This is a genomic window from Embleya sp. L77, from assembly GCF_055557415.1.
In genome coordinates this window covers 5008483-5023308 of the sequence record NZ_CM145709.1, presented here as the reverse complement: position 1 = coordinate 5023308, position 14826 = coordinate 5008483, and the positions used below count along the sequence as shown (strand labels likewise).

Below are 14826 nucleotides of genomic sequence, written 5' to 3'. Positions count from 1 at the left end.
GTTGCCGGGAGTCATCCTGCGCTCCCGGGGCCGGCGTGCCAGAGCTTGCGCGGAGGCTGCTTGGTGGGGCCGCCGGCCGGGCGCAGGTCGGCGTACGGGGAGATCTTGAAGCCGCTCGCGTGCACCAGGACCCGGCGCGTGGCGGGTGCGGGCGCGGGCGCGGCGGGGCCGGCCGCGGCCATCAGTTCGTGTACGGCCGGGATGCCGCCGGTGCTCCACGCGTCGTACAGGCCGCCCAGCTCCCAGCACCCGGTGGCCCGCAGCGACACGCCGCGCGGGCCGGTGCGCCGCAGCACGCCGCGCACCACGAGCAGCCAGGAGTGGAACAGAGTGGCCGCGTACGGGTCCTGGGCGTCCTCGAAGAAGGTGGTGTCCACCGGTCCGGTGGCGTCGTCCAGGGTCAGGAAGATCACCCGGCGGCCGGTGCGGATCGGCGGGGTCTGGGTGGCCACCTTGACGCCGGCCACGAGCAGTTCGGCGCGGTTGCGCCGGTTCAGCAGGTCGCGGGCGCGGGTGATGCCCAGGTCGGCCAGGAACGGCGCGTAGAAGTCGAGCACGTGTTGGCCGGCGTCCAGGCCGAGGATGTCGAGTTCGGCGCGGATCCGCTCGACGGCGGTGAACTCGGGCAGCCCGGTGGGCGGCGGCGTTTCGGTGGCCGGCCAGAGGTCGAGCTCGGCGCCGCCCCGGTGCCGCCCGGCGCGGCCGAGCCGGTCCAGGTCGGCGAGGTGCAGCAGCAGGTCGCGGCGCGTGCTGGGGGCCGGGTGCACGGTGTCGAACGCGCCGACGGTGATCAGTCGTTCGGTGGTCGGGCGGGACGCCCCGGCACGGGCCTTGAAGTCGACCAGGGACGCGTACGGGCGGTGGGCCAGCACGTGGGCCATCTCGTCGGCGCCGATGCCCTTGATCTCGGCCAGCGGGATCCGGAGGCCGGGGGTGCCGTCGGCGCTGGGCTCGACCCGGTACACGTCGTCCGAGCGGTTGACGTCGACGCCCAGGATGGGCACGCCGAACTGGCGCGCGTCGTCCAGGATCAGCCGTTTGGGGTACATCCCCGGGTCGTGGGTGAGCACGCCGGCCAGGAACGCGGCGGTGTGGTGCGCCTTGAGCCACGCGGACTGGTAGGTGGGCACCGCGAATGCGGCGGCGTGCGCCTTGCAGAAGCCGAACGACGCGAAGGCCTCCAGCACATCCCAGATCTTGTCGATCACGGGAGCGGTGTAGCCGCGCGCCGCGGCCCGCTCGTACAGCCAGTCGCGGACCACCGGTTTTCGCTCGTGGCTGCCCAGCGCGCGCCGGGCCGCGTCGCCGCGGGCGAGATCGCAGCCGGTCGCGATGTGGATGATCCGGATCACCTGTTCGTGGAAGACCACGACGCCGCAGGTCTCCGCGAGCGCCTCGCGGAAGTCTTCGTGGATGTAGTACGGCTCGGCCCAGCCCTGACGGGCGGCCAGGAACGGGGTGACCATGTCGCTCTTGACCGGGCCGGGCCGGAACAGCGAGATGTCCACGATGATGTCCTCGAACGTCTCCGGGGCGAACTTGCCGATCAACTCGCGCTGACCGGGCGATTCGATCTGGAAGCAGCCCAGGGTGCGCTTGGAGCGGATCAGCTCGAAGGTCGCGGGATCGTCCCGCGCAACCGCGTCCAGGTCGGGGGCAACGCCGTCGACGCGTTCGATCTCGGCCACCGCGTGGGCCATCGCGGACTGCATCCGCACGCCGAGCACGTCCAGCTTGAGCAGCCCGAGGTGTTCGACGTCCTCCTTGTCGAACTGGCTCATCGGGAAGCCCTGCGCGGAGGTCTCGACGGGAGTGCGGTCCAGCAGGGTGGGGTTGGAGAGCAGTACGCCGCACGGGTGCAGCGCGAGGTGTCGGGGCAGCCCGTCCAGCCGGGCGGCGAGGGCGAACAGGCCGTCCAGGCCGCCGTCCCGGGCGAGTCGGTTGGCGCGCAGTTCGGGCAGGTCGCGCCGGGCCGCGTCGAGGTCGCGGGCCCGGATGTGCGGGAACGCCTTGGCCAGTTCGTCGATCTCGCCGGCGGCCAGGCCGAGCGCGGCGCCGACGCCGCGGATGGCGTGTCGGGCGCGGTAGGTCTCGGTCATCGACACGCACGCGCAGCGCTCGGGGCCGAAGACCTCCATGATCCGCCGGTACACGTCGGTGCGGCGGGCGGACTCCACGTCGACGTCGATGTCGGGCAGGGCGGCACGCCGGTCCGAGACGAACCGCTCCATCAGCAGACCGTGCCGCAGCGGGTTCACCCCGGAGATGCCGAGCAGGTGGTTGACCAGGCTGCCCGCACCGGAGCCGCGGGCCGCACAGCGCACGCCCATCTCCCGGATCAGGTCGACCACGCCGGCCACGGTCAGGAAGTAGGACGGCAGGCCGAGCCGGCCGATCAGCGCGAGTTCGTCGTCCAGGCGGGTGCGCGCCTCGGGTGTGGGGGCGATCCCGCGCAGGCCCAGGCCCGCCTCGCAGCGGGCGCGCAGTTCGGCGGCGGCTCGGCTCGCCGGGACGCCGAGCACCTCCGGCTCGGGATAAAACACGCTGCCGATGCCGAGATCCTCGGCCGGGTCCAGGACCAGGCCGTCGGCGAGCGCGCGGGTGGCGTCGAGCAGTGCGGCGGCGGTGCCGCGGCCGGCCAGGCAGGTGATCTCGGCGGCGACGGCGACCATGTCGAGGGTGGGTTTGAGGTATTCCTCGGAGCCGGTGCGGGTGAGGTGGTGTCGGCCGAGCGGGACCAGTCGGCGGGCCGCGTCGAGCACGTCGGCGACCACCGCGTCGTCCCGGTCGGCGTAGCGCACCGCGTTGGTGAGCACGGCGGGCACCCGGTGGGCGTCGGCCAGGAGCGACATCCGGGCCGCGTGGGCGGCCGAGCGGGCCCGGCCGAGCGACGCCAGGTGGCACACCAGTTCGACGAAGAAGGCGTCCGGGGCCAGCGCGGCCCGGGCACGGGTGAGCAGCCGCTCGGCGCGCGCGCACTCGTCGGCGGCGACCGCCCGCCCGATCTCCGAGTCGGGTCCGGCCAGCACCACCACGGCGCCGTCGGTCGCGGCGAGCGCGTCCCACGTGGTCACCGGGTTGGCCCGGTCGCGCCGGTGCGCGTCGCTGATCAGCCGGCACAGCGCGCCCCAGCCGGCCCGGCCCCGGGCGAGCACGGTGACCCGGGGATGCCCGGGGTCGGTGAACGCGCCGCCGCGCGCGGGGGTGCGTCGACGCCGATTCGCCTCGGCGGCGGCCGGTTCGGCGGGCAGCACCGCGAGCTCGGCGCCCAGGATCGGCCGGATGCCCGCCTCGACACACCCGCGTGCGAACGCGACGGCGCCGTACACCCCGTCCCGGTCGGTCAGCGCGAGCGTGTCCAGGCCGTGTTCGACCGCGCGCTCGATCAGCGTGTGCGGATGCGAGACGCCGTAGCGCATCGAATGCCCGGACGCGACGTGCAGGTGGGCGAACGGACGGTTCGATCGGCTCGGTCGGTTCATGGGTGGTGCGTTCAATCGATAGGAGGGGGTGGGGCCGGGATCGGGGGCAGTGCGAGCAGTCGCACCACCAGGCGGAAGAAGGTCTCCACGTCGCGGATCAGGTCGTCCGCCTCGCGGCCGGTGACCGCGCCGGGCAGTCCCGCCTCGGCGGCGGCACGCTTGCGGGCGCCGGATGCGAAGAAGGCCGCCCACTCGGTCAGCTCGGGCGCCACCTTCGGCAGCAGTTCCCAGGCACTGCGCGGGGCCCGCCTGCGGCGATTCGAGCGCTCGTCGTCGGCCTGCGCCCGGGCGGCGAGCACGGCCGCCGCCACCCGCAATGCGGCCAGGTGGGCGGTGGCGTACCGTTCCGCGGCGTCGCGGTTGACGGCGGCCTCGGTGAGCCCGCGCCGGGCCTGGGTCAGCAGATCGAGCGCCCCGCGCGGGGCGGACGACCAGCGCACCGGCGCCCGTCGGATCGGCGGCGGCTCGGGTATGTGGGCGGACTGGTTCCAACTCGCGCTCGGGCTCGCACTCGCGCTCACACGGTCACCTCCTCAATCGGCGGTCCGCGCCAGCGTCCAGGTCCCGGCGCCGGCGTCCAGGCTGAGGTCGTACACACCCAACGGCGCGCTGCGGCCGGCTCCGGCCTCCACGCGCCACACCTCGCGCTCCCCCGTCGCCACGACGGCGGTCCGCGAGCGCGCGTGCTGCCACCACTCGCCGGTCTCCACCCAGTGACCGAGCACCTCCCGGACCACGTAGAGCCGGTCGTGCCACAGGAACCGCGCGGGGTCCCCACCACTGCGCAGCACCTCCACCGGATCGGTGTGCAGACGCGTCATACAGCTCCTCCTCTGCCGAGGCCGGGAGCCGCGATGCGCTTCCCCACGCACCGCAACCCCAGGCTGCCCATCCGCTTGCCCCGTGCCGTTCGAGTCGAACTTTTTCTCGAACAAAAGTTCGATCTCGTTTGCCAGTAAAGCTCTCTCTCCCACCCACGTCAACGTCATTGCCGCAGTCCCGGGCGAACCGTCGTGTTCGAGTGATGTTCGAGCATGTTCGAGTCGGCCGGCTCGGTCGTCGGGAGCGGTCGCTCCCCACGTGCTTCCACCGTGACAGGCGACACCGACACCATCGCGGGACCAACCGGACGTGCCACCCTTGTCCGGTGCGCCCACGTCTGCCCTCACCGCTGCACGAGCTGTGCGATCCCCGGCTGGCCGCCCTCGGCCTGCGCCTGTCGCTCAAGCGGGACGACCTGATCCACCCCGAGGTGTCGGGCAACAAGTGGCGCAAGCTGAAGTACAACCTGACGGCGGCCCGCGAACAGGGGCAGCACACGCTGTTGACCTTCGGCGGCGCGTACTCCAACCACCTGCGGGCCACCGCCGCGGCCGGTCACGCAATCGGGTCGGCCACGGTGGGCGTGGTGCGCGGCGAGGAGCTCGCCGACCGCCCGCTCAACCCGTCGCTCGCCTTCGCCGTCGAACACGGCATGCGGCTGGTGTTCGTGGACCGCGCGACCTACCGCGCCAAGCACACGCCGCGGGTGCTCGATCGGCTGCTCGCCGCGCACGGGCCCGCCTACGTGCTTCCGGAGGGCGGCAGCAACGAGGCCGCCGTGCGCGGCTGCGCGGAACTGCCCGCCGAACTCGGCGACGACTTCGACGTGGTCTGCGTCGCCGTGGGCACCGGCGGCACGCTGGCCGGCATCGCGGCGGGCCTGCCGCCGGGGCGGCGCGCGATCGGCTTCGCGGCGCTCAAGGGCGGCTTCCTCGCCGACGAGGTGGCCGAGCTCCAGCGGCGCACCTACGGCGCGCCCACCGACAACTGGCACGTGGAGCACGACTTCCACCACGGCGGCTACGCCCGCCGCGGCCCGGAGCTGGACACGTTCCTCGCCGACTTCGCGGCCCGGCACGACTTCGCGCCCGAACCGATCTACGTCGGCAAGATGTTGTTCGGCCTGTTCGCCCTCGCCGAGCGCGGCACGTTCGCCCCGGGCACCCGACTGATCGCGGTGGTCACCGGCTGACGGCGGTCGTCGCGGGCCGATGGCGGTGGTCGCCGGCCGATGGGTCGCCGGCCGATCCGACCTCCGCGGGTCGTCGGCCCGGCTCGACCCGATCTCGGCGGGTCGTCGGCCGCCCCCGTACCGAAGGCGCCGGCTCCGCCGTCCCATCGGCAGAGCCGGCCCCGAACGACCCGCCGCCCCCCGGCCGGCCGGTCGTCCCATCGGGACCGGCGCCCCCCGCGCCGATCCCGATGCCGTCACGCCCCGCCGTTCCCCCCGAACGGCGCTCCCCCGAGACTTCCGTGGGCGCTTCCCCGTGCCGACCACTCTGCCGGTCGGGCCAAGGGGCGAACATCCGTACAGGTACTCAGAACAGGTACTCAGAAGCGGGCCCGGGTATCGCCGCCCATATCCGTGTTCATCACGATTTCCGACCCGGGTCGCATTCGATGAAAAGAAATTTTCCTCGCGCGTACAACCCTCTGCCCGGGTCGCGAGTCTTATCAATCGTGACCCGCTGGGGGGTGGGCCCGTGGACCGTGGGGAGCGGTCGCGGGAAGGTGCGGGGGATCAGGCCCGGGGGGCGGGCCTGATCCCCCTCACCTGCATATACGCTGTTTCACCGTGGCTCGCATCGTGGTTGTCGGCGCAGGTATGGGTGGATTGGCGGTGGCCGCTCGGCTGGCCACGCTTCGGCACGAGGTGACGATCTGCGAACGGTCCTCCTCGACCGGCGGGGCGTCCGGGTCGATCGTCCGGGACGGCTTCACCTTCACCACCGGCCCGGGGCTGCTCACCCTGCCGGCCGTCTACCGCGACCTCTTCCTCAAGACCGGCGCCGCGATCGAGGACGTCGTGGACCTGGTCCCGATCGCCACTCCCACCCGGGAGTCCTTCGCCGCCGCGGGCGGGCCGCGCACCGTCGTCGACATCCCCAACGCTTCCCGGTCCGGGACGCACGACGCGTTCGAGTCCGGCTTCGGGCCCGGGGCGGGCGACGACTGGCAGCGGCTGCTGCACCGTGCCGGCGAGATGTGGGGCATCACCCGCAAGACCTTCTTCGAGGCACCGCTCCTGGCCGACCCGGCCGGGCGGGCCGAACGGCTGCGCAGTGCGGGTGGCCGGGCCGACCTGCGTACCACCGCGCCCTGGCGCTCGCTGCGCTCGCTCGGCCGGGCCCACCTGAGCGACCCCCGGCTGCGTGCCCACCTCGAACGCTTCGCCGTCGAGGCCGGCTGTCACCCCGGCAAGGCGCCCGCGACGCTGGCCACGCTGCCGTACCTGGAGGAGACCTTCGGGGTGTGGTGGGTACGCGGTGGCCTGCACCGGATGACCGAGGCGCTGCACGCACGCTGTGTGCAGCGGAAGGTGAAGGTGCGCACCGACACCGAGGTGAGCACGATCGAACGCGCGGGCGGGCGGGTGTCCGGGGTGCTGCTCGCCGACGGCGGCCGGCTCGATGCCGACATCGTGATCACCGACCTGCCGGTCGATCCCGGGACCGCCGGGCTGCTGCCGGGCCCGGGCCCGAAGGCTCCCGGGGCGGGGCGGGTGCCGGCCTCCTCGGCGACGCTCGAACTGCATCTCGCGCTGCGCGGTCGCACCCCCGGGACGCCGCACCGCACCTACCTGTTCGCGGACGACCCCGGGCGCGAGCCGGACGCGCTGTTCGCCGACCACGCGACGCCGCCGACCGATCCCACGCTGTGCGTACTGGCTCCCGACGACGAGACGACGGCCCCCGAGGGGCACAGCGCGTGGACGGTACAGCTGCGCGTGCCCCGACAGGGCCCGGTGGACTGGGACTCGGCCGCCGTCCGGGACGGCTACTCGGCGACCGTGCTCGACCTGCTGGCCCGCCGCGGTCTGGACGTGCGCGAGCGGGTGCTGTGGTCGATCCTGCGCACCCCCGCCGACCTGGCCGGGCAGACCGGTGCCCCGGGCGGCGCGGTGCCGGGCGCGGGTGCCGACGGTCGGCGCAACGCGCCGCGTCGGGTGCCGAACCGGTCGGCCGTACCGGGCCTGTTCTCGGTCGGCGCGAGCGCCCACCCGGGCGGCGGCCTGACCCGGGTCGGCATGTCCGCGGCACTGGTGGCGGAGCTGATCGGGCGCGCGTAGGGCTGGTCCGGCGGATCCTGGTGGGCCGCGCCGAAGAACGGCCGAAGGACGGCCCGGCGGCCCGGGTCCGATCCGGGGGCGTCCTCAGCGGGCCTTGGCCCGGCGGCCCTTCGGGCGACGGCCGCTGACCGTCCAGCCGTGGTGGAAGCCCTTGCGCACGTAGCGCGTGGTCAGGAACTGGCCGACCGCGAAGCAGAACACGCCGATGCCGACCAGCACCGGGTTCTTGATGCCCACGCCCACGGCCACGCCGACGAAGCCGACGAAGGCGAGCACGCGGTAGCGAAACGGCGCGCCGTGCTGCCACAGCGCCTCGGTCAGCAACCACAGCCCGATCGGCACGAACAGGATGTAGAGCACCACCAGGCCGATCTGCACGGGTCGATCCCTTCGTTACCGGCGCGTTGCCTCACCCTAGAGGGTGAACCGGTCGTCGGGGGTGTGCCGGATCAGCCGGCTCGACCCCATCCCTCGCCCGCAGCCGCGCCCGAGCCGTCGCCCGAGTCCGGGCCCGATCGTTCGTGCAGTCCGAGGTTCTGGTAGATCTCGGTGGTCGCGGTGGACCGGTTGAGGGTGATGAAGTGCAGCCCCGGCGCCCCCTCGGCGAGCAGCCGCTCGGACATCCGGGTCGCGAACTCCACCCCGATCGCGCGCACCGCCGCCCGGTCGTCCCCGGCCGCCTCGACCGCCGCCGCCAGGTCTGCCGGTACCGAGCAGCCGCTCAGCTCGTCCGCCCGCACCAGCGTGGTCGGGCTGGTGACCGGCATCACCTCGGGGATGATCGGGATGTCGCACCCGGCCGCCGCGACCCGGTCGCGCAGCCGCAGGTAGTCCTCGACCCGGAAGAACATCTGGGTGATCGCGTAGTCGGCACCCGCGCGGCACTTGGCCACGAAGTGCCGGATGTCCTCGTCCCAGCCGGTCGAGCGCGGGTGCATCTCCGGGAACGCGGCGACGCCGACGCAGAAGTCACCGGACGCGCGCAGCAGTTCGACCAACTCGACCGCGTACGTGAAGCCGTCCGGGTGGGCGACCCACTCGCCCTTCACATCGCCCGGCGGGTCGCCGCGCAGCGCGAGTACGTTGCGCACGCCCGCGTCGGCGTACTGCCCGATGATGTTGCGCAGCTCGGCGCGCGAGTGCCCGACCGCGGTGAGGTGCCCCACCGGGGTGAGCGTGGTCTCGGTGGCGATCCGCTCGGTGGTGTCCACGGTCAGGCCCCGGCTGGAGCCGCCCGCGCCGTAGGTGACCGAGACGAAGGTCGGCGCCAGCGCCTCGACCCGACGGATGGCGTCCCACAGCGTGCGGGTGCCCTGCTCCGTCCGGGGTGGCATGAACTCGAACGAGAACGACCGGCTGCCGTTCGCGAGCAGATCGCGAATGGCCGGGGTTCGACTGATGCGAGTGGATGCGGCACCGAGAGACATGCAGGCAGGTTATCGGGCGGTCGCGCCCGCGAGAACGACTTCCCACAGGGCGAGACGGCCGGGCTGCTCGGGATGGCCGCGCGGGTCGCAAGTTAGGCTTCCCCGTATTTCCTCATCGTTTCATCGCCCTCGACGGAAGACTCCATGGCTGCCGATTCCTTCCCCGTACACCCCCTGGACCGGGACGGCCTGCGGCAGCGCGTCAATGCCGCGCTCGGCGAGTTCATGGACCGTCAGGCCGAGGTGCTCGCCGAGGTGGGTGAGGGCATGGTCCCGGTCACCGAGGCGCTGAACGACTTCGTGCTCGACGGCGGCAAGCGGCTGCGGCCGGGCTTTTGCTACTGGGGATGGCGTGGCATCGCGGGTCCGACGGCACCGGACGAGGCGATCGTGCGGGCGGCCACCGCGCTGGAACTGCTCCAGGCCAGCGCCCTGATCCACGACGACCTGATGGACAGCAGCGACACCCGGCGCGGCAAGCCCGCCGTGCACCGGCGGTTCGAGGGCCTGCACGGGACGAACGGCTGGGTCGGTTCGGGCGAGTCGTTCGGCTCCGCGGCGGCGATCCTGCTCGGCGACCTGTGTCTGTCCTGGTGTGACGAGATGTTCGGCGCGAGCGGCGTGGACGATCGGGCGCTGCGGGCGGCCAAGCCGTTGTTCGACGTGATGCGCACCGAGGTGATGGCGGGCCAGTACCTCGACGTGCTGGAACAGGCGATGGGCGGCGGCTCGGTCGAGCGCTCACGGCGCGTGATGCGGTTCAAGTCCGCCAAGTACACGATCGAGCGCCCCCTGCACGTGGGTGCCGCGCTGGCCGGCGCCGACGAGGCCGCGCTGGCCGCCTACTCCGCCTACGGGCTGCCGCTCGGTGAGGCGTTCCAGCTGCGTGACGACGTGCTCGGGGTCTTCGGCGATCCCGAACGGACCGGCAAGCCGGCCGGGGACGACCTGCGGGAGGGCAAGCGCACCGTACTGCTCGCGCTCGCCGGCGAGCGGGCCTCGCGCGGCCAGGCCGAGGTGCTGGACACGCTGCTCGGGGATCCCGGACTGAGCGACATCGGCGTCAAGGAACTGCGCGTGGTGATCGAGGACACCGGCGCGCTCGCCGACGTCGAGACGATGATCACCGAGCTGACCGAGCGGGCCCTCGCGGCCCTGGCCGTCGCGCCGATCGCCGAGGACGCGCGCGAAGTGCTGCGCGAGTTGGTCGACGCCGCCACCGTGCGCAGCGTCTAGGGTCGCCGGCGGGTCGGCGACGGTGAACGGCGCGGCCGGCACGGACCGGGGGCGCTCCGACTCGGCCACCCGGCCCGGGGCGGGACGGGGGCCGTGCGTCGGGTCGGCGTGCAGCAGCGCCTGGGGCGGATTGCGGCCGAGCAGGTAGATCCCGCCGATCATCGCGGCGAGCACGAGCAGCGGGAACAGCAGCGCAACGCCGCCGTCCGGCGTCGGGCTCGTACGCCCGGGTCGAGGCACCGGGTGTTCGGCGGCGGCGAGCCGGGGGCCGGGGATCAGCGGCTCCGTCGCGGGGTGCGGCAGGTCGTGGTCGCGGGCATCCTCTGCGGACCCCGGACGGAGGCGAACGTCGGGTGTGTCCATCTCGGCAGTCTGGCCGCTCGCTCCGCCCGGTTCGGCCGGAAAGCGCCGTCCGCGAGGCCAACCACCCGATCGGCCCACCGGCGGCGACACCCGCCTCGTCGCCCGGCGGATCGTGGTCGGCCGCCAGAACACCGCCGTCGACGACCGGGCCCCGACCGACGTGCCCGACCGGCCGGCGCGGGCGTCGTTTCGCCCGAACGGGACGCTCCGACCACGATCGACACCTGCCGAGACCTTGGCCGGCCCGCCCCGGCGGCCGGCGCGCGACACCGCGGTCGCGCGGACCCGACGCCCGGCTTCCGGCCGATCGCCGGAGACCGGTTCAGCGTGCGGCGAGTCGCCGGACGAATTCCGCCGTCGCCTCGGCCGGGTCCGCGGCCTCGGTGATCGCGCGCACGACCACCACCCGCTCCGCGCCCGCGGCCAGCACCTCGTCGAGGTTGCCGAGGTCGATGCCGCCGATCGCGAACCACGGCCGGATCGGGCGCAGCGCGGCGGTGTACCGGACCAGGTCCAGGCCCGGTGCGGGTCGGCCCGGCTTGGTCGGGGTCGGCCAGACCGGTCCGGTGCAGAAGTAGTCCACGCCGGGTTCGACGATCGCCGCGTCCACCTCGGCCTCGGCGTGCGTGGACCGGCCGATCAGCACGTCGCCGCCGACGATCGCGCGCGCCGCCGGGACCGGCAGGTCGTCCTGGCCCAGGTGCAGCACGTCGGGGCCGATCGTGTGCGCGACGTCCGCGCGGTCGTTGACCGCGAGCAGCGTGCCGTGCCGGCGGCAGGCGTCCGCGAAAACCTCCAGGTAGGCGAGTTCGGGGCGGGCCTCCAGGCCCTTCTGCCGCAACTGCACGATGTCCACGCCCGCGCCCAGCACCGCGTCCAGGAACGCGGGCAGGTCGCCCTGGCGCTCCCGGGCGTCGGTGCACAGGTACAGACGGGCGGCGGCCAACCGTTCCTGACGGCTCGTCATCCGCGCGGCCTCAGATCGCCAGGGCCTGGGCGCGGCGACGCACCTCGGTCATCCGGTTCTCCTGCAGTGCCTGCACCGGCGTGCCCGGAAGCGTGTCGTCCGGAGTGAACAGCCACTCCAGCGCCTCCTCGTCGGTGAAGCCGGAGTCCGCGAGCAGGGTCAGCGTGCCGACCAGGCCCTTGACGATGTTGCCGTCCTGGAAGAAGTCGGCGGGCACCTGGAGGGCCCGGTGCTCGCCGCGGCGCACGGCCAGGAACTTGCGCTCCTTGAGCTGCTGGCGGACCTTCAGGATGTCCACGCCGAGGATCTCGGCGATGTCGGGGAGTGTCACCCAGGCGGGGACGAGGGCTTCTGTTTTGGCGTCGATCTCGCTCACCCGGCCAAGTTTAGGTTCCGCACCCGGTCCCGACCGCCGGCGCCCGGCGGTCGGCCGGGCGCCGGGCCGTCACAGCGCGACCGACTTGAGCGGGTTCTCCGGGTCGGCGAACCGCTCCCGGTCCACCGGGGTGCCCAGTTGTACGAGCTTGCGGCCCTGGGCCAGGTCGCGCGGTCGGGCGACGGCGAGCAGCGCCACCAGCCGGTCGCCGGCGAACCAGCCCGCGGTCCACTTGCCGTCCTCGTCCGCGCCCCGGAAGACCAGTTCGTCGCTCGCGCCGTGCCGGCCGACGTACTGGACCATGCGGCCGAACTGGTCGGACCAGAAGTAGGGGACCGGGTCGTACGCCTGGTCGCCGCCGAGCAGGTTGGCCACCAGCACGCGCGGCGCCTGGAGCGCGTTGTCCCAGTGCTCGACGTTCATTCGGGTGCCGTACCGGGCGGAAGGGAAGTCCACGCAGTCGCCGACGGCGTACACCCCGGGCATCGAGGTGGCCAGGTGGTCGTCCACCTCGACGAAGCCGCGCTCGTTGCGGACCACGCCGGAGTCGGCCAGCCACTCGGTGGCCGGGCGCACCCCGATGCCGACCACGATCGCGTCGGCGCGCAGTCGGCGGCCGTCGGTCAGGTGCACCGCGCCCGCCTCCAGGCGGTCCACCCGCGCGTCCAGCAGCAGTTCCACGCCCGCCTCGGCGTACCACGGCACGAACCGCTCGCCGATGGCGTCCGGGAAGGGGCCGGCGAGCGGGGTGTGCAGGGCCTCGACCACGGTGGTCGGGCAACCGGCGGCGGCCGCGGCGGTGGCCACCTCGGCGCCGATCCAGCCCGCACCGACGATCACCACGTGGGCGCCGGGCACGAGTGCGGCGCGCAGTGCGCGGGCGTCGTCGATGGTGCGCAGCACGTGCACGCCGGGTACCTCGGCCGCGCCCGGCAGGTTCAGCACCCGCGAGCCGGTCGCGATCACCAGGCGGTCGAAGGCGATCGGCCCGGCGTCGGTGTCCACCGCGCCCGGGCGCAGTCCGGTCGCGGTCCGGCCGAACAGCACGTCGGTCTCCAGCGCGGCCCAGTCCGCCTCGAAGGACGTGTCGTCGGTCTTGCCGCCGAGCACCTCCTTCGACAGCGGCGGGCGGTCGTATGGCGCGTGCGCCTCGGCCCCGAGCAGGGTGACGCGACCGGTGTACCCCTGGTCCCGCAGCGCCACCACGGTTTGCAGGCCGGCCATGCCGGCACCCACGACGAGCACGTTGTCCATGCAGGGCACCCTATGACGCGGGCCGGCGCCGCCGACGAGCAGGGTCTTGACTCAGTCAAGGACATCTTCGGCGCACCCTCGGGCACCCCCGGGCATCCGAAACCGGTGTCGTAGTGTGGAGAGGTCACGGGAGCCCGGTGAGACCGGGCTGAGAGGGGGGCTGCGAGCCCCCGACCGTCCGAACCTGATCCGGGTCATACCGGCGAAGGGAGTTCCCCTCACCATGTCGAGCCCCACCATGTCCGAGCACCCCACCGACGTCGTCGTGGTCGGCGCGGGCGTCGTCGGACTGTCCGTCGCGTGGCGTGCGCGCACCCGGTACGGCCTCGCCGTCACCGTGGTCGATCCGGCCCCGGGCAGGGGTGCCTCGCACGCCGCGGCCGGCATGCTCACCCCCGTCTCCGAACTCCAGTACGGCGAGGAGAGCCTGCTCCGGCTGAGCATCGAATCGGCCCGGCGCTACCCCGAGTTCGCCGCCGAACTGGCCGAGGCCGCGGACCTGCCCTCGGGCTACCGCGCCTGCGGCACGATCGCGGTCGCGCTGGATGCGGACGACCGGGCCGTGCTCAAGGACCTGCATGCCCACCAGCAGCGGCTGGGCCTGCAGTCGTCCTGGCTGACCAGCCGCGAGTGCCGTCGGCTCGAACCGATGTTGTCCCCGGCGATCACCGGCGGCCTGCACGTCGAGGACGACCACCAGATCGACAACCGCCGACTGGTCGCGGCGCTGCTCGCGGCCTGCGCGCGGGCCGGCGTCGTCTTCGTGCGCGAGAGCGTCGAGCGCGTCCTGGTCGCCGCCGAGCGCGCGTACGGCGTGCGAACGGCCGGCGGACGCGACCTGATCGCCGACCAGGTGTTGCTCGCGGCCGGCTGTCGCTCGGCGCTGATCCCGGGTCTGCCGCCCGAGGTGGTCCCGCCGGTGCGGCCGGTCAAGGGGGAGATCCTGCGGCTGAAGGTGCCGCCGGCGCTGCTTCCGCTGCTGTCCCGCAACGTCCGGGGCGTGGTCAAGGGCGGCAGCATGTACCTGGTCCCGCGGGCGGACGGCGAACTGGTGATCGGTGCGACCGAGCACGAACTCGGCCACGACACCGAGGTGACGGCGGGCGGCGTGTACGAACTCCTGCGCGACGCACACGAACTCGTCCCCGGCATCACCGAACTGCCCTTGGTGGAGACGCTCGCCGGGCTGCGCCCCGGCAGCCCGGACAACGCGCCGATCCTGGGTCGCTCGGCGCTGCCCGGCCTGGTGGTGGCGACCGGCCACTACCGGCACGGCATCCTGCTCACCCCGATCACCGCGGACACCGTGGCCGAGGTCCTCGCGCAGGGCACCACCCCCGAACTCGTCGCGCCCTTCGGGCCCGACCGGTTCGCGACCGCCGCCCGGAAGGTGATGGCATGAACGACATCGAGGTCTCCGTCAACGGCGACCGGCGCCGGGTCGCGACCGGTACCACCGTCGCCGAACTGGTGGCCACGCTGACCACCGCCGCCAAGGGCGTCGCGGTCGCGGTGGACGAGTCGGTGGTGCCGCGCGGGGCGTGGGCCGAGACCGTGCTCGACGCGGGCAGCCGCGTCGAGGTGCTGACCGCCGTCCAGGGAGGTTGAGG

The 14826-nt window shown here is 73.6% G+C and carries 13 protein-coding genes and 1 riboswitch; of the genes, 5 read left to right on the top strand and 8 right to left on the bottom strand.

The window, feature by feature from the left end:
• Nucleotides 1-11: 11 nt before the first annotated feature.
• From ACZOOI_RS21545 to ACZOOI_RS21535, 3 genes are read right to left on the bottom strand one after another with little or no spacing between them, the layout of a single operon-like run.
• Nucleotides 12-3482 carry a DNA polymerase III subunit alpha gene (locus tag ACZOOI_RS21545; protein ID WP_465277368.1) on the bottom strand — a complete coding sequence of 1157 codons (3471 nt, stop codon included), beginning with the start codon at nt 3480-3482 and terminating at the stop codon, nt 12-14.
• An 11-nt stretch (nt 3483-3493) separates the two neighbouring features.
• Nucleotides 3494-4003, bottom strand: coding sequence for an SAV_6107 family HEPN domain-containing protein (locus ACZOOI_RS21540; protein WP_465277367.1), 510 nt, complete (start codon nt 4001-4003; stop codon nt 3494-3496).
• 12 nt (nt 4004-4015) lie between these two features.
• On the bottom strand, nt 4016-4303 hold the full coding sequence (locus ACZOOI_RS21535) for a DUF6504 family protein (RefSeq protein WP_355534641.1): 288 nt from the start codon (nt 4301-4303) through the stop codon (nt 4016-4018).
• A gap of 326 nt (nt 4304-4629) precedes the next feature.
• Between ACZOOI_RS21535 and ACZOOI_RS21530 the strand changes: the two genes are divergently transcribed.
• Both ACZOOI_RS21530 and ACZOOI_RS21525 read left to right on the top strand, forming a co-directional pair.
• Nucleotides 4630-5496, top strand: a complete 867-nt coding sequence (locus ACZOOI_RS21530) for a 1-aminocyclopropane-1-carboxylate deaminase/D-cysteine desulfhydrase (protein ID WP_465277366.1) — start codon at nt 4630-4632, stop codon at nt 5494-5496.
• A gap of 603 nt (nt 5497-6099) precedes the next feature.
• A complete protein-coding gene (locus ACZOOI_RS21525) occupies nt 6100-7593 on the top strand; it encodes a phytoene desaturase family protein (protein ID WP_465277365.1) in 1494 nt (497 codons plus the stop codon).
• Between the two features lie 84 nt (nt 7594-7677).
• On the opposite strand, the gene ACZOOI_RS21520 is transcribed toward ACZOOI_RS21525, so the two are convergent.
• Both ACZOOI_RS21520 and metF read right to left on the bottom strand, forming a co-directional pair.
• Nucleotides 7678-7971 carry a hypothetical protein gene (locus ACZOOI_RS21520; protein WP_391582650.1) on the bottom strand — a complete coding sequence of 98 codons (294 nt, stop codon included), beginning with the start codon at nt 7969-7971 and terminating at the stop codon, nt 7678-7680.
• A 71-nt stretch (nt 7972-8042) separates the two neighbouring features.
• The gene (metF, locus tag ACZOOI_RS21515; RefSeq protein WP_465277364.1) at nt 8043-9020 is read right to left on the bottom strand and encodes a methylenetetrahydrofolate reductase [NAD(P)H]; all 978 of its coding nucleotides are present in this window, start codon (nt 9018-9020) and stop codon (nt 8043-8045) included.
• Between the two features lie 144 nt (nt 9021-9164).
• Here metF and ACZOOI_RS21510 point away from each other — a divergent pair, with 144 nt between their 5' ends.
• Nucleotides 9165-10256, top strand: coding sequence for a polyprenyl synthetase family protein (locus ACZOOI_RS21510; RefSeq protein WP_465277363.1), 1092 nt, complete (start codon nt 9165-9167; stop codon nt 10254-10256).
• Between the two features lie 685 nt (nt 10257-10941).
• On the opposite strand, the gene thiE is transcribed toward ACZOOI_RS21510, so the two are convergent.
• The 3 genes from thiE to ACZOOI_RS21495 all read right to left on the bottom strand — a co-directional run bounded on the left by thiE (nt 10942) and on the right by ACZOOI_RS21495 (nt 13216).
• Entirely contained in the window at nt 10942-11586 is a 645-nt protein-coding gene (gene thiE / locus ACZOOI_RS21505) for a thiamine phosphate synthase (protein ID WP_465277362.1), read from the bottom strand.
• Nucleotides 11587-11596: 10 nt separating this feature from the next.
• On the bottom strand, nt 11597-11962 hold the full coding sequence (locus ACZOOI_RS21500; protein ID WP_396005604.1) for an Rv2175c family DNA-binding protein: 366 nt from the start codon (nt 11960-11962) through the stop codon (nt 11597-11599).
• A 69-nt stretch (nt 11963-12031) separates the two neighbouring features.
• On the bottom strand, nt 12032-13216 hold the full coding sequence (locus tag ACZOOI_RS21495) for an NAD(P)/FAD-dependent oxidoreductase (protein WP_465277361.1): 1185 nt from the start codon (nt 13214-13216) through the stop codon (nt 12032-12034).
• Between the two features lie 116 nt (nt 13217-13332).
• Nucleotides 13333-13444: riboswitch (TPP riboswitch) on the top strand.
• Between the two features lie 10 nt (nt 13445-13454).
• On the opposite strand from ACZOOI_RS21495, the gene thiO reads away from it, so the two are divergent.
• Together thiO and thiS are read left to right on the top strand one after the other, a co-directional pair.
• On the top strand, nt 13455-14618 hold the full coding sequence (gene thiO / locus ACZOOI_RS21490; RefSeq protein WP_465281252.1) for a glycine oxidase ThiO: 1164 nt from the start codon (nt 13455-13457) through the stop codon (nt 14616-14618).
• Nucleotides 14615-14824 (top strand): sulfur carrier protein ThiS, encoded by a 210-nt coding sequence (gene thiS, locus ACZOOI_RS21485; protein ID WP_391582656.1) that lies wholly within the window; start codon nt 14615-14617, stop codon nt 14822-14824. Before thiO ends, thiS begins: the two co-directional genes overlap by 4 nt.
• Nucleotides 14825-14826: the final 2 nt, after the last annotated feature.